Source organism: Microbacterium sp. NPDC055910 (genome assembly GCF_042271185.1).
Classification (GTDB): domain Bacteria; phylum Actinomycetota; class Actinomycetes; order Actinomycetales; family Microbacteriaceae; genus Microbacterium.
In genome coordinates this window covers 87,239-110,127 of the sequence record NZ_JBHJZS010000001.1, presented here as the reverse complement: position 1 = coordinate 110,127, position 22,889 = coordinate 87,239, and the positions used below count along the sequence as shown (strand labels likewise).

Annotated in this window: 27 protein-coding genes; 17 read left to right on the top strand and 10 right to left on the bottom strand. The window is 68.6% G+C overall.

Features of this window, described 5'->3' with window-relative positions:
- Nucleotides 1-3: 3 nt before the first annotated feature.
- Genes ACFC3F_RS00545 through ACFC3F_RS00530 form a run of 4 tightly spaced genes read right to left on the bottom strand, consistent with a single transcriptional unit; the run spans nucleotide 4 to nucleotide 2,024 of the window.
- A complete protein-coding gene (locus ACFC3F_RS00545) occupies nucleotides 4-408 on the bottom strand; it encodes a MaoC family dehydratase (protein ID WP_376125218.1) in 405 nt (134 codons plus the stop codon).
- Nucleotides 405-851, bottom strand: coding sequence for a MaoC family dehydratase N-terminal domain-containing protein (locus ACFC3F_RS00540; RefSeq protein WP_376125216.1), 447 nt, complete (start codon nucleotides 849-851; stop codon nucleotides 405-407). The genes ACFC3F_RS00545 and ACFC3F_RS00540 overlap by 4 nt, the downstream gene beginning before the upstream one ends.
- Nucleotides 852-876: 25 nt before the next feature.
- Nucleotides 877-1,674, bottom strand: coding sequence for a sulfite exporter TauE/SafE family protein (locus ACFC3F_RS00535; RefSeq protein WP_376125214.1), 798 nt, complete (start codon nucleotides 1,672-1,674; stop codon nucleotides 877-879).
- A complete protein-coding gene (locus tag ACFC3F_RS00530; protein WP_376125211.1) occupies nucleotides 1,671-2,024 on the bottom strand; it encodes a DUF2510 domain-containing protein in 354 nt (117 codons plus the stop codon). Before ACFC3F_RS00530 ends, ACFC3F_RS00535 begins: the two co-directional genes overlap by 4 nt.
- A gap of 80 nt (nucleotides 2,025-2,104) precedes the next feature.
- Between ACFC3F_RS00530 and ACFC3F_RS00525 the strand changes: the two genes are divergently transcribed.
- Both ACFC3F_RS00525 and surE read left to right on the top strand, forming a co-directional pair.
- A complete protein-coding gene (locus tag ACFC3F_RS00525) occupies nucleotides 2,105-3,130 on the top strand; it encodes a 1-phosphofructokinase family hexose kinase (protein WP_376125209.1) in 1,026 nt (341 codons plus the stop codon).
- Nucleotides 3,130-3,885 (top strand): 5'/3'-nucleotidase SurE, encoded by a 756-nt coding sequence (surE, locus tag ACFC3F_RS00520; RefSeq protein ID WP_376125207.1) that lies wholly within the window; start codon nucleotides 3,130-3,132, stop codon nucleotides 3,883-3,885. Before ACFC3F_RS00525 ends, surE begins: the two co-directional genes overlap by 1 nt.
- Here the strand turns inward: surE and ACFC3F_RS00515 are convergent.
- Nucleotides 3,882-4,166 carry a hypothetical protein gene (locus ACFC3F_RS00515; protein ID WP_376125204.1) on the bottom strand — a complete coding sequence of 95 codons (285 nt, stop codon included), beginning with the start codon at nucleotides 4,164-4,166 and terminating at the stop codon, nucleotides 3,882-3,884. The genes surE and ACFC3F_RS00515 overlap by 4 nt on opposite strands.
- A gap of 206 nt (nucleotides 4,167-4,372) precedes the next feature.
- Between ACFC3F_RS00515 and ACFC3F_RS00510 the strand changes: the two genes are divergently transcribed.
- Complete coding sequence (locus ACFC3F_RS00510; protein ID WP_376125203.1) at nucleotides 4,373-4,642, top strand: sugar ABC transporter ATPase; 270 nt, start codon at nucleotides 4,373-4,375, stop codon at nucleotides 4,640-4,642.
- A gap of 1 nt (nucleotide 4,643) precedes the next feature.
- Here the strand turns inward: ACFC3F_RS00510 and ACFC3F_RS00505 are convergent, their stop codons facing one another.
- A complete protein-coding gene (locus ACFC3F_RS00505; RefSeq protein WP_376125201.1) occupies nucleotides 4,644-6,305 on the bottom strand; it encodes an alpha-amylase family protein in 1,662 nt (553 codons plus the stop codon).
- Nucleotides 6,302-7,264 carry a TIGR03885 family FMN-dependent LLM class oxidoreductase gene (locus ACFC3F_RS00500; protein WP_376125198.1) on the bottom strand — a complete coding sequence of 321 codons (963 nt, stop codon included), beginning with the start codon at nucleotides 7,262-7,264 and terminating at the stop codon, nucleotides 6,302-6,304. Before ACFC3F_RS00500 ends, ACFC3F_RS00505 begins: the two co-directional genes overlap by 4 nt.
- A 147-nt stretch (nucleotides 7,265-7,411) precedes the next feature.
- Between ACFC3F_RS00500 and ACFC3F_RS00495 the strand changes: the two genes are divergently transcribed.
- Complete coding sequence (locus ACFC3F_RS00495) at nucleotides 7,412-7,885, top strand: hypothetical protein (protein WP_376125197.1); 474 nt, start codon at nucleotides 7,412-7,414, stop codon at nucleotides 7,883-7,885.
- Entirely contained in the window at nucleotides 7,882-8,868 is a 987-nt protein-coding gene (locus ACFC3F_RS00490; RefSeq protein ID WP_376125194.1) for a cation diffusion facilitator family transporter, read from the top strand. Before ACFC3F_RS00495 ends, ACFC3F_RS00490 begins: the two co-directional genes overlap by 4 nt.
- Here ACFC3F_RS00490 and ACFC3F_RS00485 read toward each other — a convergent pair.
- Nucleotides 8,852-10,075 carry an NAD(P)/FAD-dependent oxidoreductase gene (locus ACFC3F_RS00485; protein WP_376125191.1) on the bottom strand — a complete coding sequence of 408 codons (1,224 nt, stop codon included), beginning with the start codon at nucleotides 10,073-10,075 and terminating at the stop codon, nucleotides 8,852-8,854. The two genes, ACFC3F_RS00490 and ACFC3F_RS00485, sit on opposite strands and share 17 nt — an antisense overlap.
- A 132-nt stretch (nucleotides 10,076-10,207) precedes the next feature.
- Between ACFC3F_RS00485 and ACFC3F_RS00480 the strand changes: the two genes are divergently transcribed.
- The 5 genes from ACFC3F_RS00480 (at nucleotide 10,208) to ACFC3F_RS00460 (ending at nucleotide 13,340) form a co-directional block, all read left to right on the top strand.
- Nucleotides 10,208-10,681, top strand: coding sequence for an Lrp/AsnC family transcriptional regulator (locus ACFC3F_RS00480; RefSeq protein WP_376125189.1), 474 nt, complete (start codon nucleotides 10,208-10,210; stop codon nucleotides 10,679-10,681).
- A gap of 65 nt (nucleotides 10,682-10,746) precedes the next feature.
- Nucleotides 10,747-11,946 (top strand): cysteine desulfurase-like protein, encoded by a 1,200-nt coding sequence (locus tag ACFC3F_RS00475; RefSeq protein ID WP_376125186.1) that lies wholly within the window; start codon nucleotides 10,747-10,749, stop codon nucleotides 11,944-11,946.
- A 52-nt stretch (nucleotides 11,947-11,998) separates the two neighbouring features.
- Entirely contained in the window at nucleotides 11,999-12,391 is a 393-nt protein-coding gene (locus ACFC3F_RS00470; protein WP_376125184.1) for a nuclear transport factor 2 family protein, read from the top strand.
- A gap of 34 nt (nucleotides 12,392-12,425) precedes the next feature.
- Complete coding sequence (locus tag ACFC3F_RS00465; RefSeq protein ID WP_376125182.1) at nucleotides 12,426-13,079, top strand: IMPACT family protein; 654 nt, start codon at nucleotides 12,426-12,428, stop codon at nucleotides 13,077-13,079.
- Nucleotides 13,080-13,112: 33 nt separating this feature from the next.
- Nucleotides 13,113-13,340, top strand: a complete 228-nt coding sequence (locus ACFC3F_RS00460; protein WP_376125179.1) for an RNA-binding S4 domain-containing protein — start codon at nucleotides 13,113-13,115, stop codon at nucleotides 13,338-13,340.
- Nucleotides 13,341-13,985: 645 nt separating this feature from the next.
- On the opposite strand, the gene ACFC3F_RS00455 is transcribed toward ACFC3F_RS00460, so the two are convergent.
- On the bottom strand, nucleotides 13,986-14,264 hold the full coding sequence (locus ACFC3F_RS00455; protein WP_376125614.1) for a transposase: 279 nt from the start codon (nucleotides 14,262-14,264) through the stop codon (nucleotides 13,986-13,988).
- A gap of 275 nt (nucleotides 14,265-14,539) precedes the next feature.
- Nucleotides 14,540-14,857 (bottom strand): winged helix-turn-helix transcriptional regulator, encoded by a 318-nt coding sequence (locus ACFC3F_RS00450; protein ID WP_376125176.1) that lies wholly within the window; start codon nucleotides 14,855-14,857, stop codon nucleotides 14,540-14,542.
- A gap of 373 nt (nucleotides 14,858-15,230) precedes the next feature.
- Between ACFC3F_RS00450 and ACFC3F_RS00445 the strand changes: the two genes are divergently transcribed.
- The 7 genes from ACFC3F_RS00445 to ACFC3F_RS00415 are packed head-to-tail and all read left to right on the top strand — an operon-like array spanning nucleotide 15,231 to nucleotide 22,874.
- Nucleotides 15,231-15,977 carry a hypothetical protein gene (locus tag ACFC3F_RS00445; RefSeq protein ID WP_376125174.1) on the top strand — a complete coding sequence of 249 codons (747 nt, stop codon included), beginning with the start codon at nucleotides 15,231-15,233 and terminating at the stop codon, nucleotides 15,975-15,977.
- A gap of 1 nt (nucleotide 15,978) precedes the next feature.
- Complete coding sequence (locus tag ACFC3F_RS00440; RefSeq protein WP_376125172.1) at nucleotides 15,979-16,593, top strand: M23 family metallopeptidase; 615 nt, start codon at nucleotides 15,979-15,981, stop codon at nucleotides 16,591-16,593.
- Between the two features lie 21 nt (nucleotides 16,594-16,614).
- Entirely contained in the window at nucleotides 16,615-16,914 is a 300-nt protein-coding gene (locus tag ACFC3F_RS00435; protein WP_376125169.1) for a hypothetical protein, read from the top strand.
- Nucleotides 16,914-18,413, top strand: a complete 1,500-nt coding sequence (locus ACFC3F_RS00430) for a hypothetical protein (protein ID WP_376125166.1) — start codon at nucleotides 16,914-16,916, stop codon at nucleotides 18,411-18,413. Before ACFC3F_RS00435 ends, ACFC3F_RS00430 begins: the two co-directional genes overlap by 1 nt.
- On the top strand, nucleotides 18,413-19,906 hold the full coding sequence (locus tag ACFC3F_RS00425) for an SCO6880 family protein (RefSeq protein ID WP_376125163.1): 1,494 nt from the start codon (nucleotides 18,413-18,415) through the stop codon (nucleotides 19,904-19,906). The genes ACFC3F_RS00430 and ACFC3F_RS00425 overlap by 1 nt, the downstream gene beginning before the upstream one ends.
- Nucleotides 19,903-21,516: a hypothetical protein gene (locus ACFC3F_RS00420; protein WP_376125161.1), complete on the top strand. Its 1,614-nt coding sequence runs from the start codon at nucleotides 19,903-19,905 to the stop codon at nucleotides 21,514-21,516. Before ACFC3F_RS00425 ends, ACFC3F_RS00420 begins: the two co-directional genes overlap by 4 nt.
- Nucleotides 21,462-22,874: a ParA family protein gene (locus ACFC3F_RS00415; protein ID WP_376125158.1), complete on the top strand. Its 1,413-nt coding sequence runs from the start codon at nucleotides 21,462-21,464 to the stop codon at nucleotides 22,872-22,874. Before ACFC3F_RS00420 ends, ACFC3F_RS00415 begins: the two co-directional genes overlap by 55 nt.
- Nucleotides 22,875-22,889: the final 15 nt, after the last annotated feature.

Here is a 22,889-nt window from a genome sequence, read left to right as displayed (position 1 = left end):
GTGTCAGGCCAGGCGCACGCGCACCTGCGCCTTGCCCAGGACGGTGGTCTCGCCGTGCGTCACGGTGAGGTCGATGCGTGCCGTCTCGTCGTCGACGGCGCCGACCTTCGCGACGATCGTGAGATCGGCGCCCGTGTCGGGGTCGACGACGACGGGGCGCGTGAAGCGCACGCCGTAGTCGAGGATGCGGCCGGGATCCCCGAGCCAGCCCGTGACCGTCTGCACCGCGACACCCATCGTGAGCATGCCGTGTGCGAGCACGCCCGGAAGACCCACCGAGGCAGCCACGTCGTCGCGGTAGTGGATGGGGTTGAAGTCGCCGGAGGCCCCCGCGTAGCGCACGAGCGACTCCCGCGTGAGATGTACGGAGCGCTCTGCGACGACGTCGCCCACGGACAGCGCGGTCATGCGTCCGCCCCCACCAGGAGCACGGACGTCGCCGTGACGACGTGGTCGCCGTCGGCATCCGTGATGGTCGCGTCGCTGGTGACCATCGCGTTCGCACCGAGTGTGCGGATGCCGGTGATCGCGAGCTGCGCCGTGAGCTCATCGCCCGCGACGATGGGGCGCGAGTAGGCGAATCGCTGCTCGGCGTGCAGGACGCGCGAGAGCTCGATGCCGGAGTCGGGCTCGGCGAGCAGCTGCTGCAGTGTGAGGTCCTGCACGACCATGGCGAACGTGGGGGGCGCGATGACGTCGGCGTAGCCGAGAGCCCGCGCGGCGGCCGGGTCGACGTAGGCTGCGTCGTCGGCGAAGACGGCACGAGCGAATTCGCGCACCTTCTCACGGCCCACGAGATACGGGGTGGTCGGCGGGAACTCTCGGCCGACGAGCTCGGGGTTCACTGGCACCGTCACATCCTATCGAGCGGCAGGCTCAGCGCCGGCGCCCGCGGATCGCCTTGAGCGCCATCTGCACGGCGATGACGATCAGGAAGGCGGCGAAGAGGATGTTGCCGACGAGCGGATCGATGACCGTCGCGAGCCAGGCGCCCAGTGCCGTCGTCGTGCACGCCGCGCCGCCCACCAGCAGCGCCGCGATGAGGTCGACGTTCGAGCGACGGATGTTGCCGATCGTGCCGGACAACGCCGTCGGGATCATCATGAGCAGCGACGTGCCCTTGGCGACGAGGTCGCTCGCCCCGAACAGCAGCATGAGCACCGGCACGACGACGACCCCGCCGCCGACACCCAGCAGGCCCGCGAGCACGCCCGTGATGAGGCCGAGCAGAATGAGGCCGAGCACGCTGACGACCGTGAGGGGCAGACCCGCATCGCGCGAGGGGATGACGAGGAAGAGCCCGACGACGACGATCGCGAGGAAGCCGACGAAGCCCCAGCGCAGCACCGTCACCGGCATCCGCGGCAGCAGCCACGTGCCGATCTGGGCCCCGACGACGGCTCCGGCGGCGAGGATGAGCGCGGGGATCCACGCGACCGAATCGGTCAGCGCGTACGACACGACGCCCACGGCCGCCGTGGGCACGATCGCGCCGAGCGACGTGCCCGCCGCGAGTCGCTGGTCGAACCCGAGGCCCAGCACGAGGAGCGGGACGATGACGGTGCCGCCGCCGACCCCGAACAGACCCGACAGAAGCCCCGCCGCCAGACCGATGCCGAGACAGGTCAGGACGTAGCGCAGGTCACGTGGCCGAGCCGCGGCATCCCGCGTCATCCGAACCGGAATCCGATCCCGGCACCGGCCGGAAGAGCCGTCGCGTTGCCCAGGAAGAGCAGCGGGATCGCGACCGCGAAGGCGATCACGACGGCCAGCAGAAGCACGCCCAGCACCGCCCACACGATCCACAGGCCCGAGCGGCGGGTTCCGGTCGCGGCGGTGAACGCGCCCGGGGTGTCGCCGTCGCGGTCGTCGACGAGCTCGGCGAGCTCGGGAGGCAGGTCGTCGGCGTCTGCGTCGGACCGCTCGGGCTCGGGAGTCGCCACGTGCGGGGTCCAGGTCGAGCCGTCCCACCAGCGCAGCGCGCCGTGTCCGTCGTCGTACCAGCCAGGAGGCCTCGAGGTCATCCGGCAACGATACCCTTGCGGCACTTCGCGTCCTCCGCAAGGGGCTGACGATCCCCGCGCCGAGTGCTTAGCGTGGCGGCATGAGAGACGTCACGATCTTCGCGCCGGTGCCGATCCTCACCGTCACGGTCGAGGGACAGTCCGACGGCCCCGAGGTGCACATCCACGCCGGCGGCCAGGGCGTCTGGCAGGCACGGATGCTGCGGCGTCTGGGCGTGGACGTCACGATGTGCTGCGTCCTGTCGGGCGAGACGGGCACCGTGCTGCGCCACCTGCTCGAAGACGAGGGCATCTCGGTCGCCGCCGTCGAGCGGTCGGGTCGCGGTGCGGCGTACCTGCACGACCGCAGAGACGGCGAGCGCACGGTCGTCGCGCAGGAGGACGGCGATCCGCTCGGACGCCACGAGCTCGACGAGCTCTACGGTGTCGTTCTGCGCGAGGCGCTCGGAGAGCGGTCGCGGCTGGTCATCCTGAGCGGGCCGGCCGGTGAAGAAGCACTGCCGCCCGAGACCTATCGCCGCCTCGCCGCCGACCTGCGCGCGGGCGGTGCGACCGTCGTCGTCGATCTCGCGGGTGATCGACTCGAGGCCGCGCTCGAGGGCGGCGTCGACGTGCTGAAGGTCAGTCACGAGGAGCTGCGCGACGACGGGCTCATCGACGAAGCGAGCCCGCACGAGATCATGGCGGCGATGCGGCGTCTGCGCGATACCGGGGCGGCGACGGTCATCGTGACTCGTGCCGAGGAACCCGCGCTGTTCCTCGACGCCGGCGGCTTCCTCGAGATCCGGCCGCCGCAGTTCGAGATCGCCGACACGCACGGCGCGGGCGACTCGCTGACGGCGGGAACCGTCGCGGGCATCGCGCGCGGCGAGGCACCCCGCGACGCGGTCATCCTCGGCGCCGCGGCCGGCGCGCTCAACGTGACGCGGCACGGTCTGGGAACGGGAGACCCCGACGCGATCATCGAACTGCGCCAGGACGTGGTCGTCACACCGCTCGCCGACGACGCGGCGGCGGGCATCGATCAGCCGGTGACGGGCCGGGTGAGCCCGGACGGTCTGGCGGCTCTCGCCGAACCGGCCGACGGCGACGCGGAGGAGGACTGATGCGCGCGCTCGTGACGAACGACGACGGGATCGACGCCCCGGGGCTGCACGTGCTCGCTGCGGCCGCCCGCGACGCCGGATTCGCGGTGACGATCGCGGCGCCGGCGGGCCAGTCCAGCGGCGCGAGCGCGTCGATCATGGCGGAGGAGGCCGACGGCAGGATCGCGGTGGAACGCCGGACGATTCCCGGCCTCGACGAGGTGCCGGCCTTCGCGGTGCACGGCGGGCCGGGGCTCATCGCCCTCATCGCGGCGCGCGGTGCCTTCGGAGACCCCTCCGATCTGGTTCTGTCGGGCGTCAACCACGGCGCGAACGTGGGGCGCGCGATCCTGCACTCCGGCACGGTCGGGGCCGCGCTGACCGGTGGCTTGAACGGTGCGTGGGGGGTTGCGGTGTCGCTGGACGTGGGCATGCGCCCGACCGAGTACCACTGGGACACGGCGGCACACGCCGCGCTCGCCATCGTCCCGCAGATCATCGAGCGGCCGCGCGGCACGGTCGTCAACCTCAACGCACCCAACACCGCCACCACGCGCGGCGTCATCGAGGCCAGTCTGGCCCCGTTCGGCATCGTGCAGACCACGATGTCCGAGCGGCACGAGCATCACGTGCGGCTCGCGGTGGAGGATCTGCCGTCGACGCCGGAAGCGGGCACGGATGCCGCGTTCCTCGCCGACGGCTGGGTCACGGTCACGGGGCTCGATCCCGTGTCCCACGTCCCCCTGGGGCTCGAGGTCGACGCGGGCCGTGGTTAGGCGACGTTGGGCCGCGCGTGGAACGGCCTGCGGTGCGGGATAGGCGCCGGTTTGGTCGAGGGGTGATGCTCCTCTGCGGTGAACAGCGCCGATGCGGCATCGATGATGGCCTCCGGGGAGTCGAACATCCGGATGCCGTGCGTTCCCGCGACCCACACCACCTCGTAGTGGCCCGACGCGACCCGCTCGACGTACGCGATGAGTTCGCCCGCCCGGCGGTTATGCAGTCGCCATGCTCCCGTCCCTGAGGGGACGAAGTCGAAGACCGGACCGGTGGCCATGATCGCGCTCCTGCTCTCCCGCCGACGCACGACGGGTCACCCTGAGCGTCGCCCGGCGAACCGGGTACGGCCAGGGGGTTGCGTGGAAGGGACTCCGGCGCTACCGGCCGGGAGCCGGCCCGCCGATAGCGCCGGCTCCCGCCTTCCGCAACCGGGTCGACGGTCCAGCCGAAGGCGGCGAGGCTGAGATCGGAAAGGAGCACGACATGAACAGCACTCCGGATGCACCCCAGGAGGACTTCCAGCCTCTCGGCGATCGCGACAGCTCGATCGAGGCGGATCCCGCGGAAGACCCCGCGCAGGCCGAATGGGACGGCACGACCGGCATCGACGCCGAACGCCCCGTCGATGACACCGAGATCCCGGCATCCGATCTTCCGGATGCCGCGGCGCAGCCCGAGACGCAGGGCACCGACCCCGTCGCCGCCGAGCTCGGCGAGGAGGGGCAGGGCGACCTCGCGCCCGAGGACCTGTGACTCAGGCGATGCGGGAGTCGCCGGGCGGTGACACCCGCATCCACCGGAAGCCGTAGGGCTCGAGGGCGAACTCGACCCGTCCCCGGTCATCGATCTCGAGCTGCTCGGGCCCGTGCAGGTCGAGCAGGACCGTCCCCTCGTCGACCTCGCCGACCTCGACCGTCACCCGCACGGGCACGGCGGTGAAGTTGTGCAGGGCGATCATGCGCCCGACCTCGGCCGTCACGGCGTGCACCATGACACCCTCGCCGTCATGGTCGAGGAACTCGAGCTCCCCCCAGCCCAGTTCGACGCACGCGCGGTACCGCGCGATGAGCTTCCGCACGAACATCAGCAGCGAGTCGTCGTCGTTGCGCTGCCGGCGCACGTTGACGTGCGCGGGCGCGTAGCCGTCGCCCGGCTGCGGGGAGGTGAGCCGGCTCGGCGCGGCATCCGAGAATCCACCGTTCTTGCCGTCGGTCCACTGCATGGGCGTGCGCACCGATCCGCGGCCCGGCACGTCGGGGTTCTCGCCCATGCCGATCTCTTCGCCGTAGAAGAGCACGGGGGTGCCCGGCAGCGAGAACATCAGGCTGTAGACCATCCGGATGCGGCGCGGATCCCCCGAGAGCATGGGCGGAAGCCGCCGCGTGATCCCGCGACCGTACACGCGCTGGGCCGGATCCGGCGCGAGCGCGTCGAACACCTCGTCACGCTCGGCCTCGGTGAGCTTGTCGAGGGTGAGCTCGTCGTGATTGCGCACGAAGTTGGCCCATCCCGTCTCGGTCGGGATCGCGGGGCGCGACGAGAGCGCCTCGATGAGCGGCGCGGGGTCGTCCCGCACGAGCGAGAGGTACAGCGCCTGCATCGAGACGAAGTCGAACTGCAGATCGAGTTCGCCGCCATGCTCGCCGCCGAAGAAGCGCACCTGTTCCTCGAATGGCAGATTCACCTCGCCGAGCAGTGCGGCATCGCCGGAACGGCGCTGCAGGAACCGTTTCAGGTCGCGCAGGAACCCGTGCGGATCGCCGAGGTCTGCGTCTGCCGGCACCTCGAGGAGGTGCGGGACGGCGTCCAGCCGGAAGCCCGAGACCCCCAGGGCCAGCCAGAATCCCATGGTCTTGGCGATTTCGTCCCGCACGCGCGGATTGGCGATGTTGAGGTCGGGCTGGTGCCGGTAGAACACGTGCTGGAAGTACTGCTCGGTGCGCTCGTCGTACTCCCAGACGCTCGCCTCTTCGCCGGGGAAGACCGTCTCCTGCTTCTGCGCGGGCGGTTCGTCGCGCCAGATGTAGAAGTCGCGATACGGCGAGGAGCGGCTGCGTCGCGCCGCGACGAACCAGGGATGGCGATCGGAAGTGTGGTTGACGACGAGATCGACGATGACGCGGATGCCGCGGTCGTGAGCCGTGCGCAGAACCTCGACGAAATCGCCGTGATTGCCCAGGCTCGGGTCGATGCCGTACAGGTCGCTGACGTCGTAGCCGTCGTCGCGGCCGGGCGTCGGATAGAACGGCATGAGCCACAGGCACGTGATGCCGAGGTCGGCGAGGTAGTCGATGCGCTGCGCGAGGCCCGCGAAGTCGCCCGTCCCGTCGCCGTTGCCGTCCATGAACGTCTCGACGTCGAGGCAGTAGACGACGGCGTGCTTCCACCACAGGTCGCTGGTGTCGGTGATCTTCATGCGAGCCTCCGCAGTGCCGGCAGCAGGTCGTTTTCGGCCCGGGAGAGAAAGCGCTCCTGGTCCTTTCCGACCCCGTGCAGATAGACGCGATCGAAGCCGAGTGCGGCCAGATGCGCGATGCGCGCCGCGAGTTCCGCCGCGTCGTCGGCGATCAGCACGCCCGCGTGCAGGTCGTCGTCGCTCGGGTCGGCCGCGAGCGCGTCGAAGTCCTCGGGCTGCTCGATGTCCCACAGCGAGGCGTCGATGACGCAATGGCGCCACTGGTCGCGCGCGACGGCGAGCGCTTCGGTCGTGGACTCCTCGAGCGAGACGTGCACCTGCAGGATGCGCGGGCCGGTGCCCCCGGCATCCGCGTACGCGGCGAGCACGCGCTCGAGCACCGCCGGCGCCTGTGCGACGGTCGCGAGGCCGTCGGCCCACCCCGCGACCCATCCGGCCGTCTCTGCGCTGACGGCGGCGCCGAGCAGGGGCGGGGGCACGGCGGGCCGTGACCACAGCCGAGCGCGATGCACGTCGATGACCCCCGTCCGCGTCACCTCTTCGCCCGTCAGCAGGCGCCGGATGACATCGACGGATGCCGCGAGCCGTTCTTCGCGCTGCGCCTTCGGCGGCCACGGGTCGCCCGTGACGTGCTCATTGACGGCTTCACCGCTGCCCAGAGCGGCCCAGAACCGGCCGGGGAACATCTCCTCGAGCGTCGCGATGGCTTGCGCTGCGATCACCGGGTGATATCGCTGGCCGGGTGCCGTCACGACGCCGAGCGAGAATCCCGTCGATGCCAGGGCGGCGCCGAGCCAGCTGAAGGCGTGTCCGGATTCACCCTGCGCGAGCCCCCACGGTGCCACGTGGTCCGAGCACATCGCGCCGTCGAAGCCCGCCGATTCGGCTCGGGCGACGGCGCGCAACAGCGCACTCGGCGCGAGCTGCTCGTGAGACGCGTGGTACCCGATGAAGGCCATGCGGAGAGTCTCGTCGGGGCGCAGGCACGCGACAAGGCCTTGCGCAGCATCCGTTCACCGGGTTACACCCGGCGCCGCACACGGCGCAAGGGCCCTCCGGCCGAGCACGAGCGGCGTCATGCTGAGCATGCGAACGGAGGGCGTGCGGTGCGCGGAAGGACCGGGACGGCGATCGCCATGTGCATCGGCGCGGTACTGGTGCTCGCCGGCTGCGGCCTGCACGTACCCGCAGACCCGAACGGCACGACGGCGCGTGTCGAAGGGTCGGTGCTGCGGGCCGGGGCGGTACCCGAACCGGGGCTCGTCGAGGTCGTGCGCGATGAGCCGGCGGGCCCGCTCGTAGACATGGTGGACGATTTTGCGCGGGAGCACGACGCATCCGTCGACTGGACGGTCGGAGGCGAGGAGATGCTCGTGACGCTGCTCGAAGAGGGTGAGCTGGATCTCGTGGTCGGCGGGATCACAGCGCAGACTCCCTGGGCCGACCGTGCGGCGGTCACCCGCGGATACCCGCAGCTCGACGGGGGCGACGGTCGCGAGATCGTCATGCTCGTCCCGCTCGGTGAGAACCGCTTCCTCTCCGAAGTGGAGATGTTCCTCGACGAAGAGGTGGCGGAGTGAGCCCGGTCGGCCGCACCGATCTTCCTGCCGAGCAGCGGGAGGCGCTGAAGAAGGCGATCACGTGGGAGTGGATCACGATCGCCTACACCGTCGGGACGATCACACTCGTGGCGTTCGTCGTCGGCAATTCCCAGGCGATGAAGACGGCGTGGATCGAGGACATGCTCTCGCTCATCCCGCAGATCGCGTTCCTCATCGCGCTGCTGTTCATCCGTCGGGACCCCTCCCCCTCGCATCCCTTCGGCTTCCACCGCGCCATGGTGATCGGCCATCTCGTCGCCGGGGTCGCCCTCTTCGCCGTCGGCGGCAACCTCGCCCTCGAATCGGTCACGGGGCTCGAGGCGGCGGCGCATCCCACGATCGGAACGGTCAACCTCTTCGGGTACACGATCTGGCAGGGCTGGCTCATGGTCGCGGTCATGGCGCTCATCGTGCCAGGCCCGTTCATCTACGGACGCGCGAAGCTGCGCATCGCGCCGACGCTGCACAGCAAGCTGCTCTATGCCGACGCCGACATGGCCAAGGCCGACTGGCACACCAACGCCGCATCCATCATCGGCGTGCTCGGCATCGGCGTCGGCCTGTGGTGGCTCGACGGTGTCGCCGCCCTGTTCATCTCGCTCGGCATCGTGCTCGACGGTTTCCGGAACACGCGTGCCGCCGTGCGCGATCTCGTCGACGAGAGCGCCCGCACCTTCGACAGCGGCCAGACGCATCCGCTCTTCGCGCAGATCCTCGCGACGATGCGCCGGCAGCCGTGGGTGCGTGACGCGGGAGTGCGGATGCGCGACCTCGGGCATGTCTTCCACGCCGAGGTCTTCTTCGTGCCGTCGGGGCGCCGCCCCGTCGGCACGGACGTCCTCCGCACCGCGGCTGAGCAGATCGCGCAGCTCGACTGGAAGCTGCAGGACGTCGTCGTGATCCCCGTCGATCGGATCCCCGATGAGGCGATGACGGAACGCGAAATCAGCGCAGCGGATTGAACGGCGCGATCGCCTGGTCGACCCGGCCCGTGACGATCTGCTCGGCGAGGAGCTTGCCGGTCGCCGGGCCCAGGACGATGCCCCACATGCCGTGACCACCGGCGACGTAGACGCCGGGTGCGCGGGTGGCGCCCACGAGCGGCAGCCCGTCGGGGGTGACCGGGCGAGAGCCGACCCATTCGTCGTGACGGTCGTCGAGATCCATGCCGGTGAACAGGGCGCGCGACTGGTTGACGATGGCCTGGATGCGGCGGGGCTGAGGAGCCTCGTCGGGGCGGCGGAACTCCATCGTGCCGGCGATGCGGAAGCGCCCCTGATACGGCGTGCAGGCGATGCGCTGGAATGGCATGTAGACGGGGTAATCGATCGGCTCGTCGGTGTCGACCGTGAACGAGTACCCGCGGCCGGCCTGCACGCGCACCTTGACGCCGAGCGGGCGAGCGAGCTGCGGCATCCATGCGCCGGTCGCGACGACCACGGAATCGGCCTCGAACTGTTCGCCGCCGGCGAGCGTGACCGAGGGGCGGCCCGTGGAGCCGACCGCCGTGACCGTCGCGTCGGTGCGGATCACGCCGCCGCGGGCGCGGACGGCCTCGGCGAGCGCTTCGACGTAGGGTCCGGGCTCGAGGAAGCGCTGCCCGTCGAGACGGTAGGCGACGGTGACGGCGTCGGAGAGCTGCGGCACGAGTGAGCGCGGATCGGTGAGCCGCTCGAACGGCACGTCCTGACCATGCCGGATGACACCCTCGACCTCGCGCAGGAAGCCCTTCGAGTGCGGTTCGTCGGTGAAGCCGATGACGAACGGCCCCTTCTTCGTCCAGGCGTCCACGCCGCCCTCGGCGAGTTCGTCGAAGCCGGCGAGGGCGATCTTGTCGATGGGCGTGAGCGCCGCCATCGTGCGGTTCCACGCGCGCATCGAGCCGTGCGAGGCGAAGCGGGCCAGGAAGGACCACAGGGCGACATCGGCGCGGAAGGGAACGTGCAGTGCCGCATCGGGGTCGAGCAGAGCTTTCGGTCCGTACGTCCACAGGCTCGGGTCGGCCAGCGGGATGGTCTTGCCGGGGGTCAGCCAGCCGGCATTGCCCCACGACGAACCCGCCGCGACGCCCGCGCGATCGAGCACCGTGACCTCGACGCCGTGCTCCTGCAGGTGCCACGCGGTCGCGAGACCGACCATTCCTGCACCGATGACGATCGAACGCGCCACAATACCTCCTCGGTCATGGGCTTCCTGCCGTCAAGTATGCAGAATCGGATGCTGCACCTCAGTGATCGTGCAGATTCTTTGCCTGGGAGGTGGCCATAAGGAAGAATCACTCTTGACAGAGGGGGTAGGCCGATGCGGACAGAGGAATCTTCGCGCGCATTCGAGGTCGACGACATCGACCTCGCGATCCTCCGCGAGCTCGAACGCAACGGCCGGGTCTCGAACAGCGAACTCGCGGCACGCGTCGGCATCGCCGAATCGACCTGCCACAAGCGCGTGCGCCGGCTCGTGGCATCCCGTGCGATCCGCGGCGTGCACGCCGATGTCGACCCCGCCGCCGCGGGTCTCGACCTCGAGGCGCTCATCGGCATCCGGCTGCACGCGCACGCGCGCGGCGACCTGCGGCGGTTCCAGACCTACCTCGAGCGGCTGCCCGCGACGCGGCACGTCTACTTCGTCGCGGGCGACCTCGACTTCCTGCTGCACGTCGCCGTGCGCGACGCCGCGGCGATGCGCGAGCTCGTGAGCGACACCCTGAGCCTGCGCGAAGAGGTGGCCGCGACGAACACGAGCCTCATCTTCGATCACGCCGGCGGACGGCGTTGACCCCGGCGCCAAGCGCGCCCGTGCGCGATATGGTCGGCGGGAGCCCCTCGCCTGAAGGAGTCCACATGCTCGATGTCGCCGCCGTCCGAGAGCAGTTCCCCTCGCTCGCCTCGGGCATCGCCCACTTCGACGGGCCCGGCGGAACGCAGACCCCGGCCGTCGTCGGCGAAGCCGTCGCGCGCACGCTGACGGGGCCCCTGTCGAACCGGGGCACCGGGATCCTGAGCGAGCAGAACGCCGAGGACGCCGTGACCGCGTTCCGGCACGCGCTCGCCGACCTGCTCGGTGCCGCTCCTGAAGGCATCGTCTACGGGCGCAGCGCGACGCAGCTCACCTACGACTTCTCCCGCCACCTCGCCAAGGCGTGGGAGCCGGGCCACGAGATCGTCGTGACCGAGCTGGACCACGACTCCAACGTGCGGCCGTGGATACAGGCCGCCGCGCGAGCGGGGGTGACGGTGAGGTGGCTCGAGCTCGATCCCGCGACGGGCGACCTGCGCCTCGACGACCTCGACGAGCTTGTGAACGAACGCACCCGCCTGGTCGCGGTCACGGCCGCGTCGAATCTGATCGGCACCAAGCCGCAGGTCGCGCGCATCGCGCAGCGGGCGCACGAGGTCGGCGCTCTCGTCTACGTCGACGGTGTGCACTACGCCGCGCACAGCCTCGTCGACGTGCAGGCGCTCGGAGCCGATCTCTTCGTCTGCTCGCCGTACAAGTTCTTCGGCCCGCACTGCGCCGCCCTCGCGGCATCCCCCGATCTGCTGGATCAGCTGAGCCCCGACAAGCTGCTGCCGTCGCCCGACACGGTGCCCGAGCGCTTCGAGTTCGGCACGCTGCCGTACGAACTCATGTCGGGCGCGACGGCGGCGGTCGACTTCATCGCCGGCCTGGCACCGGCGGGAGGGAGCCGGCGCGAGCGCCTCGTCGCGGCGGCGGACCTCACCCACGAGCACGAACTCCGGCTGCGCCATCGGATCGAAGACGCGCTCGCGGCGCACGGCGACCGCCTCGTCGTGCACTCGGTCGCCGAGGACCGCACACCGACGCTGTTCTTCACGTTCGCCGATCGGGATGCCGCCGCGGCCGGCCGGTTCCTGGCGGCGCGCGACATCGCGGCACCGGCCGGCACCTTCTATGCGCACGAGCCCTTCCGCGCGCTCGCGACGGGCACGGATGCGGGCGTGCGGGTCGGCTTGGCACCGTACAACGACGACGCCGAGATCGATCGGCTCATCGAGGCGCTCGACGACTTCCTGCGCTGATCGCACACGCGCTGCTCTGGAGGATCCGACGCGGACGCGCGAGGCTGAACTCATGGACCGGCTGACGCTCGACACGCTCCTGCCCCTGGAACATCGCGGATGGGATGCACTCTGCGCTTCTCGCGGAGGCACGTTCTACGGCGAGCAGATGACCGAGGATGCCGTCATGGTCCTGGTGAACGGGATGATCCTCGACCGCGCGACGGTGGCCGAGTCGTTGAACGAATCGCCGCCGTGGGCGGCCTACGTCCTCTCTGACGCGCGAGTCATTCCGACCGGCGTCGCATCAGCCGCCCTCGTCTATCGGGCACGCGCTGAGCGCGATGGCGAGTCGTTCACCGCCCTCATGACGAGCCACTACTACGTCATCGACGACGAGGTCAGGCTGGCGCTGTACCAGCAGACGACGATCACGCACGATGACCCGTCGCCGTCGACACCGTGAATCCGGTCCGCGTCATCGTGGCTAGCGTGGGAGCGTGACTTCGACGCCGCGCTACCCGAGCACGATCGCGACGCCGATCGAGCACGAGCTCATCGTCAAGAAGTCGCGCTTCCTCGCTCATGCCTTTCCTGTCCCCTCGCCCGGGGATGCCGAAGAGCTCATCGCCGCGACGCGCAAGCGGTATTGGGACGCGAACCACAACTGCCTCGCGCTCGTCACGGGGCTCTCCGGCGAGCACGCGCGTTCCTCGGACGATGGGGAGCCGTCGGGGACTGCCGGCGCACCGATGCTCGATGTTCTGCGCAGACGCGACCTCACCGATGTCCTGGTGATCGTCACCCGCTATTTCGGCGGCGTGAAGCTCGGCGCGGGCGGACTCGTACGCGCGTATTCCTCGGCGACCTCGGAGGCACTCGATCGAGTTCGGCTGGTGCGGCGCGAGGTCTTGACTCAGGCGACGCTCGCCGTCGGTCATGCGGACGCGGGCCGCATCGACCATCTGCTTCGCGAATGGGCGTCACGACATCGTGCGAGTCTCGGCGAATCGAGCTACGCCGAGCAGACGACGTTCGAGGTGTGGCTGGCGCCGCACCTCGTCGGCACCTTCACGGCCGATATCGCCGCCGCGACGGGCGGTGCACTCGTCCCGGTCTATGGGGCGCAGCGCATCGTCGACGTGGCGGCGTGAAGGGAACGGAGCCGGGTCGGCTAGCATCCGGGAATGACGAATCCGACCCCCATCGACGATGTCCCGATCGGCGGTGAGTCGATCCGCCTGGGGCAGTTCCTGAAGTTCGCCGGGCTCCTCGACTCCGGCGGAGATGTGAAAGAGGCCATCATCGACGGCTACGTGATGGTGAACGACGAGGTCGACCGCCGCCGCGGACGGCAGCTGCAGCTCGGCGACATCGTCAGCTTCGGAGGCCGCAGGGTCCGCGTCTGTCCGTGAGGATGCCGGGGATGATCATTCCCGCGTGTCGTCGGGGGTCAGCGCTTCGTCCCGTATCCGGTCATGCAAAAAGCCCCGGAACAAGCCGGGGCCTTCATTGCGTAGCGGGAGAGAGATTCGAACTCTCGACCTCACGATTATGAGGAACCTACGGGCAGAGCGGTTCGCGGAGGTTGACGGCAACTGTCCCGGAAAATCGCGGTTTCGCAACAACTTCGGCGCTTGTTGAGGGCCACTGGGAGCGCCGATAACGACTCAGGTGTGGGCAAAATGTGGGCACGCTTTCAAGTCCTCGGAAGGGGCCTCGTCGACGTGCGCGCGACGGAGGGATTTGAACTCCACCGATCGAACGGTGATGGGTGGTGGTTCAGGTAGATTTCCGCGGAATCACGCGGGTTCGAGAGCACGACGACGCATCCTCAACCTTCGCGCGCAGTCGTGGTTCTCGACGACGCACTCGAGATCACCACGGAACTCCCACACGGGCCTGGACACAGCAGCTCACTTCCAGGCTGACCCTACCGGGCAAACGTGATCAGATGTCGCCTACTCGTGCAGCAGTCCCTAGATCCCGTCGAGGGGGCATGCTTGCCATTCCTGCATATCGCCGATGACCTTGTCGGTCACCGCCGACACCAAGTCCCGCTACACCTCGCTGCCATAAAGGTCGGAGAGATGCTTGGCGATATCGCCGGTGGTCATGCCGCTCTCATACCACGAGATCACCGCGTCATCGAACCCGGCGATCCGGCGCTGATGCTTCGGCAGCACCACCGGGCTGAACGTCCCAGCCCAATCCCGCGGCACCTGGATGGTGACCTCGTCGATCTCGGTCCGCACCATTTTCGGCGTCGACCCGTTCCGCGAGTTCGGCGCCTGCTTCCCCGCACGGGTGGTGTTCGGTTTCGGTGGGGACCAGCAGATGTAGTGCGAGGGCGTTGCGCCGTGACCCCTATCAATCGCAAGAATCGGCTTTTGACCAACAGCGCTGCGCGAATCGAATGCGGACCTGTTGCGGTTCCTGCACCGGCGGATCGGGCGCGGGCGGATGATGCCGCCGGCCTCTTCGGTGAGACGCTACTGGTCGCGTGGCGGCGGGTCGAGGATCTGCCGGAAGATGCGTCCGAGGCCCGGATTTGGCTATGCGGTATGGCACAGGGGCGCTGCTGAATCACTCGCGGGGTCAGCGCCGGATCATGCTAGATCTCTCCGAGAGCCAGCCCGAGCTGCAGGTAAAGTTCGGTGACGATCGCGCTATTCACTCGGTACGCGGGGATATCTCCCCGTTTACGGATCCCCTTCGAGGGGTTGGCTAGCAGCACACCGGCGCTTTCGAATTCCGCGAGGTAGCTGCTGACCGTTGCCACAGTGATGCCGAGGCCGTCAGCGATGCGTTGTCTGGTGCTGTTGGGATTCGCGCGCAAGAACCGAATGATTCCGACCTTGGCTTCATTGCCGAGCAGCGACAGTGGCAGCACCGCAGTGTCGTCGTCTGTCGGGCGCGCGATCTTTGGCATGCACGCATTCTCGCAGGCCCGGCGCGAACACACGCGACGGGGTTTAGAATTTAACTAGACACTCATCTACTGGCGAGTTAAACTCTTCACCCATGGAGCATCGGAGCGTCACCTCGGCAACACCTGTCGACCGGACGCTCCGCGTGTCCCCCGAACGACCTACAGACAGCCTCCGCCACGCGCGAGTATCGTTCGAGCACCAAGCGAGCCGGGCCCCAATTGCCGCTCGCTCTTCGCTCGCGCACGCCGTTCGGAACGGTTCGATCGATCCTTTTCGAGCAGGTCGTTTCGTGTCTATGATGCACGGACGGCGAGGCATGTTCGTTGTCGGACTGGGTTTGCTCGTCGTCCTGAGTGTTCAGGAGGGGCAGCGATGATGGCATCCCAGCGATCGAGTCGGCGCGGCCTGGTGTGGGCTGTGGTGGGCGGCGGCGTCCTGCTGGTCGGCATCGTTGCGATCATCGTCGCGTCCTTGCTGTCTCGCCAGACCCCTGGACCGGCCCCGTCCCCCGATACGACGCCTGGCACATCACAGCCGTCCACCTCTTCGAGTTCGCCGCCCGATGTCGACGCCGTCGTGGATGCGAGCGTGGCGGAGTTCGGCTGGGTTCCCGAACCCATCACGTCAGACCCGAACGTGTACATCAGGGCAGCTCTCGCAGCCGCGTCGACCTTTGACACGACGAAAGCTGAACGCCCTGACTGGCTCTCCCACCTGGATTCTTGGTTCACCCCGGACACCCGTTATGCCACGGACGCCGACCGGCAGATCGAGCTTGACGCAGCCCGGCTGGAACTTCGCCAAGGTGTTGTCTTACCCGAGCAGGAGTGGGATCTCCTCGCGGCCAGCGATGGACGTGTGAAGGCCGATCCCGTCGGCGACATCGTGTTCGTCGACGTGTCGGACGACGATTCCGGGGATATGTCGATCGGGACGATGGATGTCCTGTTGACGTATACGCAGGACGATGGGACCGGCACGGAGGTTGAGTTCGAGGAGACCGTGCGGGTGAGTGTGCAGGTTCTCTGCGGTCCCGCCTCGGTTCCGACACCCAATACCGATCAACGGGCAGGGGACTGCAAGGTCGTCCGGTATTTCACGGAGCCGTTGGAGCCCTGACATGGGAGCCCCGGTCGCCGCGATCGCAGCCCTCGCCAAGACGAGGACTGGACAGCGAATCGCGATCGGAACGCTCATCCTCCTCCTGCTGGTGAGCGCGTTCTTCGCGACCCCGTGGATCGCGATCCCGTTCGCCCTCGCCGGGCAATCGATCGCGACCACTCCCCCACGGCCCGGTGGCGGCCCCGCCGTCGCCGGCGACTGGGCCTACCCCCTCGCCGGTTCCTACACGAAGGGCCGCGGGTACGGGCATAACCCGGTCCGCGGGTGCAGCTACTGCTCCGTGAACCATCAGGGGTATGACATGGCCCAAGGATGCGGGTCCACGATCTACGCCGCCGGCCCCGGAACCGTGATCACCGCCGGGGTCTACTTCGGGTACGGGAACACCGTCCGCATCGACCACGGCGACTCCCTCATCACCCTTTACGGCCACATGACCACCGGCTCCCTCCGCGTCACGACCGGACAATCCGTGACGGCGGGGACTGCGGTGGGTGCGGAGGGCAATACGGGGAAGTCGTTCGGCTGCCACTTGCATTTCGAGGTCACTCATCAGGGTCGTTCGATCGATCCGCAACCGTTCATGGCCGCGCGCGGTCTTCCCCTCGTCTAGTCCTAGCGAAGGAGCAAACCCATGTCCCTCTCCCACTCCTGGCCGTTGGGTGTTGATGTTCCCGATATCCAGCCCGATTTCAGCGCCCCCTTCTTCGGCGGCCTCCAAGTCCTCGTCTCCTACCTCCTCGCGGCGGCGCTGATTGTGGTGCTGGCAATGTTGATCATCGCCGGTGCCGCGTTGGCGTTCCGCGGGCTGGCATCTGACCGGGTGCGGACATGGGCGGGCGAGAACATCCTGTGGATCTTCATCGCCGCCGCCGTCCTGGGAGCCGCATCCGGCCTGTTCCAGTGGTTCGTGAACTTCGACTTCGGATTCTGATGCGCACCCCCGCCGCCCTCCTCGCCGGAACAGCCCTCGGACTGTTCCTCGCGCTCGGCGCGGCACTCCCCGCCACCGCTTCAGCAACCACGGCTTCGGCGAAAGTGGTCGCGGCGGCAAACCCCATCGAAGGCGAACCCTGGTCCGCTCCGGCTCAGCCCGTCACCTGCACCAACACGAGCGGGCAGATCTCCTGCACCCCCACGGATCCCGCGTCGGTCACGGCACTGCACTGCTTTGCGGGAGTTCTCGCGGCTGGTACGCGCAGCACCGTATGCACGACCTATTCCGGTCACGTCGAAGCGCTCCGCAACGACGGCGGGAAGCCGCTTCTTGTGGAATACGGCTGCAGTCTCGGCGACGTGGTCTGTGTGACGTTCGAGAACGCGGGCCGGGGGATGGCGCTGTCGGCGACGACGATGATGTTCGCTGTTGCCGACAACATGCGGTTCGACACCTCGTCACTGTTGTGGTCAGCGGCGGTTGAGGAATGGTCGTTCTGGCAGTGGGCGATCCTCGTGATCCTCATGGGGGCGATGGTGTGGGCGATCGCTGCCGCGATCGTCTCCGGCGACCGTGAGCAACTCGTCGGGGCGCTCGTGCGCACATTCATCGCGATCCCCGCCGTACCCCTGACCTTGTGGGTGACCGGGCACCTGTTGAACGCGATCGATGACCTGACCTGGTACATCCTCAACCGTGAAGGCCCCGGCAGTCTGTTCGCGACCCTGCAGGGGGTGATGTGGGCGGGCGGGCAGGCGAACTACTTCTTCGCATTCGTGATCCACGGGCTGCTAATGATCGGGATGCTGCTACTGATGCTCGTGTTCACCTTCCGCAACATCGTCCTGGCCGCCCTGATCGCCGTCGGCCCGATCGCCTGGATGGTGTTCCCCATCCGCGGCATCGGTCCCCAATGGGTGGTCCGATACGCATCCGCAGTCATTGTGCTTCTCCTCACGGGCCCGTTGACGATCGGGTTCGTCACGTTGATCATCAACGGGCTATCGACGGTGAAGACGATCTGGGACCCGCAGTCCTGGCCCCTCCTGTTCGGGCTCGTGCTCGTCGCGTTCGCCCCGTTCGCGATCTTCGGCCTCTTCTCCTTCGTCGGCGCAGCCGCCGCCGACGGCATCGGCTCGAGCGCCGCTTCTCACGCCGGGAGGATCACCACCAGCGGCGCCCGCACCGCCGTCAGCATCCCGACCCGGCTGGGTGCGTCGCCTGCGAGCACCCTCGGTTCCCGCGGCTCCGTCGCCCTCCCCACCAGCACCCGTGCCGGCACCGGCGGCCCCGTGAAAGGCCCCGGCGCCCCGAGCTCCCGCCCCGCGACATCCCGGACGGCCGGCCGCGGCTCCCCCGCTGCGGCGTCATCACCGACGACAACGTCCACCCCGCCGCCGGGCGCGAAGCCGACACCGCAGGCGTCGACCCCGTCGCCGCAGAACGGTGCGGGAGTTCCACGGCCGGCGGTGTCACCGAATGGAAGGACGTCGTGATGAGTGCGGCGATGGATCAGTCACGTCCGGTGCGGTTGCCGCGCCGATCCCGACAGGGGGTGGTGATGGGCATGGACGGGTGGCAGCTGGCCTTTGTCGCCGCCGCCGCCCTTATCCTCCTCATCGGCATCAACCGGTTCGGCCCACCCGGACTCCTCTACGCCGCCCCCCTCTACCTCGCGTTCGGGATCACCGCGCTGACGAGCATTCACGGGATCTCCACACCCCGGATGGCGGGCCTGTGGGTGATGAAGCAGGTCCGGCAGGCGGCCGGGGCAACGACACAGTCGTTCCGCCCCGAGCGTGTGCAGCTTTCGGGGACGTTGAATCTGCCGGGGGTGCGGGCGTCGATCCAGTTGTGGGAGGTGGAGGGGATGGCGTGCGTGTACAACCCGCACGACCGGACCGTGTCCGTCACCGCCGAACTGGAGGTGCAGGGGTTTTTGATGCACGACACCCCGGAACGGTTCGACCTCGCCCAACAGTGGTCCACCGTCCTCGCCTCGTTCACGCAACGCCCCGGGGTGAAACGCGTCACCCTGCAAGAACGCACCCTTCCCACCACGATCCGTCCCGCCCGTGACCATTACGACACGGTGCGGCTGCGCCGAAACCTGGACCAGGGGTCAGTGGTGGCGGTGAATTACCGGGAGGTGATGGACGGGTCGGAGCGGTTCGCAGTCTCGCACCGCAACTACCTCACCTTCACCCTGGACCTGGTCGCCCTCGGCGCCCAACTGAAATCCCTCGGCGGCGGCAAAACCGCCATCACCTCGCTTGCCTACATTGAAGCCGGAAACCTCGCTGACGCCCTGCACGCCGCCCGCGTCCGCGTCCGCAAATGGCTCACACCGCGGGATGTCGCAGCACTGGGACGGGTGGCGTTTGATCCGGAGTTCGCCGGCACAGTGCAAAACCGGGACGAGGCGCAGTCGGGGGTGGACCCGGTGGCAATCGGGCCAATGTTCCTAGATGAACCGAAGGGGAACAACGGGATCGTGGTCACCGATTCCGGAGTGCACTGCACGATGTGGATTCATGAGTGGCCCCGCTCGGACGCCCCCGTCGGGTTCGTGTCCCCGATCGTATTCGCCCGCCACCCGCACACCGGCGACGCGGTCACCCACATCCTCTCCCTCGTCCTCACCCCCGTCCCCGTCTCCAAAGCACTCCGCCGCATCCGGGATGAGAAGAAAGTGTGGCGGGGAAACGAGAAGCTGCGTGCGAAGCGCGGCGCGGACGGGTCGGCTGCGGACCTTGCCGACTGGGAAGCACTCGGCAAGCAGGAGCAGGAGATCGTCGCAGGTCACGGTGAGTACCGGTACGGGGCATACCTCACCGTCACCGCTCCCACGGAGGAGGAGTTGGATCAGGCGATCGCGGGGATGCGCAACGCGTTGTCGCGGGCGGGGATGGAAGCGCAGATCCTGTACTGCCAGCAAGCCGAAGCGCTCATGGTCAACGCGCTGCCTATCGGACTGGGCATGAAATGACTCGCCGCACCGTCACCTTCACCCCCGGCAACCTCACCCGCCGTGAACGTAAAACCCTGCGCCGCGAACTCGCCGCGCTCAGCAGGGAAGAGCAACCACCCCGGTCCACGCGCAGGGATCGGTCGCTGCCGGACCCGGCCGTTCGGGGTCCGTTCGGGCCGGGGTTGATCGAGGGCGGGTACTGGAATCTCGCCTCCCCGGCGTTGCCGCCGCATCAGGCAACGTCGCAGCATCTGGCGGGGATCTACCCGTTCGTCGCCGACGCCGGCCTCGGCCACCGCGGTCCCATCGTCGGGGTCGACCTCAACGCGGACGCCCTCTGGCATTTCTCCCCCTGGGAGGCCTACACCGATACCTCCGATCGGGGCACGTTTTCGACCAACATCCTCGCGCTCGGTGCGTACCGGTCCGGGAAATCCGCCACCATCAAGACCCTCACCACGAGGTCGATCGCGTTCGGCCACCAAGTCGTCGTCCCCTCTGATCCGAAAGGGGAGTGGGTGACCGTCGCCGAAGCCATCCCCGGAGGGAAGGTGATCCGCCTCGGCGGTGGCACCGGTGCCCGCCTGAACCCGCTGGATCGGGGGCCCAGGCGGACGGGTGCGTCGGATGAGCAGCACGAGCAGATGGTCACCCAGCGGCGCATCGGCACCCTCATCGCCCTGGTCGAGATGACCCTCGCAGGCCGGCTCACCGCTGTCGAGCATGCTGCCATCCACGACGCCCTCGCCCGTTGCGTCACCACCACGGGCGATCGCCCGACGCTGCGGGGTGTGTATGAGGAGCTCGGTCGGCCGCCGGTGGGGACGGAGTCGGAGCGGCGGGTGGCTGAGGGTGCGGTGCAGCCGAGGTTCGTGCTGCGCCGGTTCGTCGACGGGGACCTCTCCGGCCTGTTCGAAGACGAATCCACCGTCGAGTTCGATCAGGACGCACCCATCGTTGTCACCGACACCAGCGAGCTGTTCGCCCGGGGGGAGCTTGCCGCGCAGTTGACGCAGGTGTGCTCCACCGCGTGGATCCAGGCCGTCATCTCCGACCGGTCCGCCCGCCGCACCCGGTACGTGGTGCGGGAGGAAGGGTGGCGGGATATGACATCGTTGGCGTCGCTGCAGATGTTCCAACAGTGGCTGAAACTGTCCCGGCATTACGGGATCAGCAACATTGTCATCCTGCACAAGATCGGCGACCTCGACGCGGTCGGGGATGCGGACTCCACCGAACGGGCCCTGGCGTATTCGATCATCGGGGACATCGAGAACAAGTTCATCTTCCGCGTCAACCACCAAGAACAAACCGCGCTCCGCGACCGGCTGAACCTCCCCGCCCCGCACGTGGAGATGGCCAGGGAACTGCAGAAGGGCGAGTTCATCGCCTACATCGGCCAATACTCCTACCTCGTCAACTGCTTCCCCACCAGCACCCCGTGGGAATACGACCTGTTCAGCACCGACGACGCCGTCACCCCCGCCGACCGCGACGACCCGCACCTGCACTTGCTGGACCCGGACGAACTTGAACACCTCTGGCCGACGGCGCCCACCGCCGGCCCGGATGGGTGGGGTCGGGATGTGGAGGGCTGGTTGGCCCCGGTATCGAAGGAGCTGTCATGAGAGTCCGTGCCTATGCGACCGTCACCGGGCCCGCCGCAACTTACACCGGCCCCGACGGGCACACCGAACCCATCACCACCACCGCCGATGAAGACATCCGCCACGCCGTCGTCCGCCGCGCCGCCGACGAAGCCCGCCGCACCGGCACCCCCATCGAACTCGTCACCCGCGGTGACCGCGGCGACCACCACCTCGTCGTCCACACCGACGGAACCCTCGCACCCCTCCCCCACGACGCGCACGCGATCGACGAGGCCCCCGACACGGCGCCCGCGTCACCCCTCACGGAGGAGGAACTCGTGGCGGAGGAGCTCGAACTGTTTGGGAAGGAGGTGAGGGAAACGGCTCCGCACCCGGACGAGACCTCCACGGCCGCGCCCGCCACGGATGCGTCCATCACGGATGAGTCCGTCTCGGGCGCGGCCCCGGTCGCGGAGCCACCCACACCCCGCCAAACCTTCCTCACCACCCCCGCAGACCCTGATCACGGCGGGTCGGGATGGCAACGGTTCTGGGCGCGGCTCGGATTGACCCGCGGCGGGTCACACGCGCAGAAGGCCCGGGCCCGGGCAGTGCGGGCAGTGTCGTCGCAGTGGGCGGGGTGCCGAACCATCGCGGTGGTAAACGGAAAGGGCGGGGTGGGGAAGACGATGACCACCGCGATGCTCGCCGCGGTCCTCGCCCGGCACGGGGGCGGGAATGTGCTCGCCTGGGACAACAACGACACCCGCGGGACGCTGGGCTGGCGCACCGAACCTGGTCGGTACGACACCACCATCCGCGACCTCCTCCGCCACGCCCCGGGTTTGTTGGATCGGGCGGCGGCGGTGTCGGAGATCGCGCAGTTCGTGCACCATCAGCCCGACGACCGGTACGACGTGCTCCGCTCCAACCCCGAACTCCTCGCCACCGACCAACGCCTCACCACGTCCGAGTTCGATCTGCTGATGCAGGTCGCTGCCCGGTACTACCGGGTGGTGGTGTTCGATTCCGGCAACGACGAGTCCGCGGATCGGTGGCTTCGGATGATCGATTCGTCCTACCAGGTCGTCATCCCCACCCTCGCCTCCCCCGAGTCCGCCGAGTCCGCCGCGCTTCTCCTGGACGCGCTCCGCACCCGGGATGCGCACTCGCGTGTTCTCGCCGACAACGCCGTGGTCATCGTCACCCAGCAGGAGGCCGCGCACCCGAAAGACCTGGTCCGCATCGTCGACGGGTTCGCCGGCCTTGTCCGCGCCGTGGAGATTATCCCGTTTGACCCGGCCCTGAAATCCGGGCCGCTGCGGTGGGGCACGCTCCGCACCCGCACCCAAGACGCCTGGCTTCGCGCCACCGCCACCACCGTCATCACCCTCTGACCACGGTGACACGAC

Coding starts and splice junctions, on each gene's coding strand:
- ACFC3F_RS00545 (WP_376125218.1), bottom strand. CDS start 408: ATGACCGCGCTGTCCGTGGGCGACGTCGTCGCAGAGCGCTCCGTACAT.
- ACFC3F_RS00535 (WP_376125214.1), bottom strand. CDS start 1,674: ATGACGCGGGATGCCGCGGCTCGGCCACGTGACCTGCGCTACGTCCTG.
- ACFC3F_RS00530 (WP_376125211.1), bottom strand. CDS start 2,024: ATGACCTCGAGGCCTCCTGGCTGGTACGACGACGGACACGGCGCGCTG.
- ACFC3F_RS00525 (WP_376125209.1), top strand. CDS start 2,105: ATGAGAGACGTCACGATCTTCGCGCCGGTGCCGATCCTCACCGTCACG.
- surE (WP_376125207.1), top strand. CDS start 3,130: ATGCGCGCGCTCGTGACGAACGACGACGGGATCGACGCCCCGGGGCTG.
- ACFC3F_RS00515 (WP_376125204.1), bottom strand. CDS start 4,166: ATGGCCACCGGTCCGGTCTTCGACTTCGTCCCCTCAGGGACGGGAGCA.
- ACFC3F_RS00510 (WP_376125203.1), top strand. CDS start 4,373: ATGAACAGCACTCCGGATGCACCCCAGGAGGACTTCCAGCCTCTCGGC.
- ACFC3F_RS00505 (WP_376125201.1), bottom strand. CDS start 6,305: ATGAAGATCACCGACACCAGCGACCTGTGGTGGAAGCACGCCGTCGTC.
- ACFC3F_RS00500 (WP_376125198.1), bottom strand. CDS start 7,264: ATGGCCTTCATCGGGTACCACGCGTCTCACGAGCAGCTCGCGCCGAGT.
- ACFC3F_RS00480 (WP_376125189.1), top strand. CDS start 10,208: ATGCGGACAGAGGAATCTTCGCGCGCATTCGAGGTCGACGACATCGAC.
- ACFC3F_RS00475 (WP_376125186.1), top strand. CDS start 10,747: ATGCTCGATGTCGCCGCCGTCCGAGAGCAGTTCCCCTCGCTCGCCTCG.
- ACFC3F_RS00470 (WP_376125184.1), top strand. CDS start 11,999: ATGGACCGGCTGACGCTCGACACGCTCCTGCCCCTGGAACATCGCGGA.
- ACFC3F_RS00460 (WP_376125179.1), top strand. CDS start 13,113: ATGACGAATCCGACCCCCATCGACGATGTCCCGATCGGCGGTGAGTCG.
- ACFC3F_RS00450 (WP_376125176.1), bottom strand. CDS start 14,857: ATGCCAAAGATCGCGCGCCCGACAGACGACGACACTGCGGTGCTGCCA.
- ACFC3F_RS00445 (WP_376125174.1), top strand. CDS start 15,231: ATGATGGCATCCCAGCGATCGAGTCGGCGCGGCCTGGTGTGGGCTGTG.
- ACFC3F_RS00440 (WP_376125172.1), top strand. CDS start 15,979: ATGGGAGCCCCGGTCGCCGCGATCGCAGCCCTCGCCAAGACGAGGACT.
- ACFC3F_RS00435 (WP_376125169.1), top strand. CDS start 16,615: ATGTCCCTCTCCCACTCCTGGCCGTTGGGTGTTGATGTTCCCGATATC.
- ACFC3F_RS00430 (WP_376125166.1), top strand. CDS start 16,914: ATGCGCACCCCCGCCGCCCTCCTCGCCGGAACAGCCCTCGGACTGTTC.
- ACFC3F_RS00425 (WP_376125163.1), top strand. CDS start 18,413: ATGAGTGCGGCGATGGATCAGTCACGTCCGGTGCGGTTGCCGCGCCGA.
- ACFC3F_RS00420 (WP_376125161.1), top strand. CDS start 19,903: ATGACTCGCCGCACCGTCACCTTCACCCCCGGCAACCTCACCCGCCGT.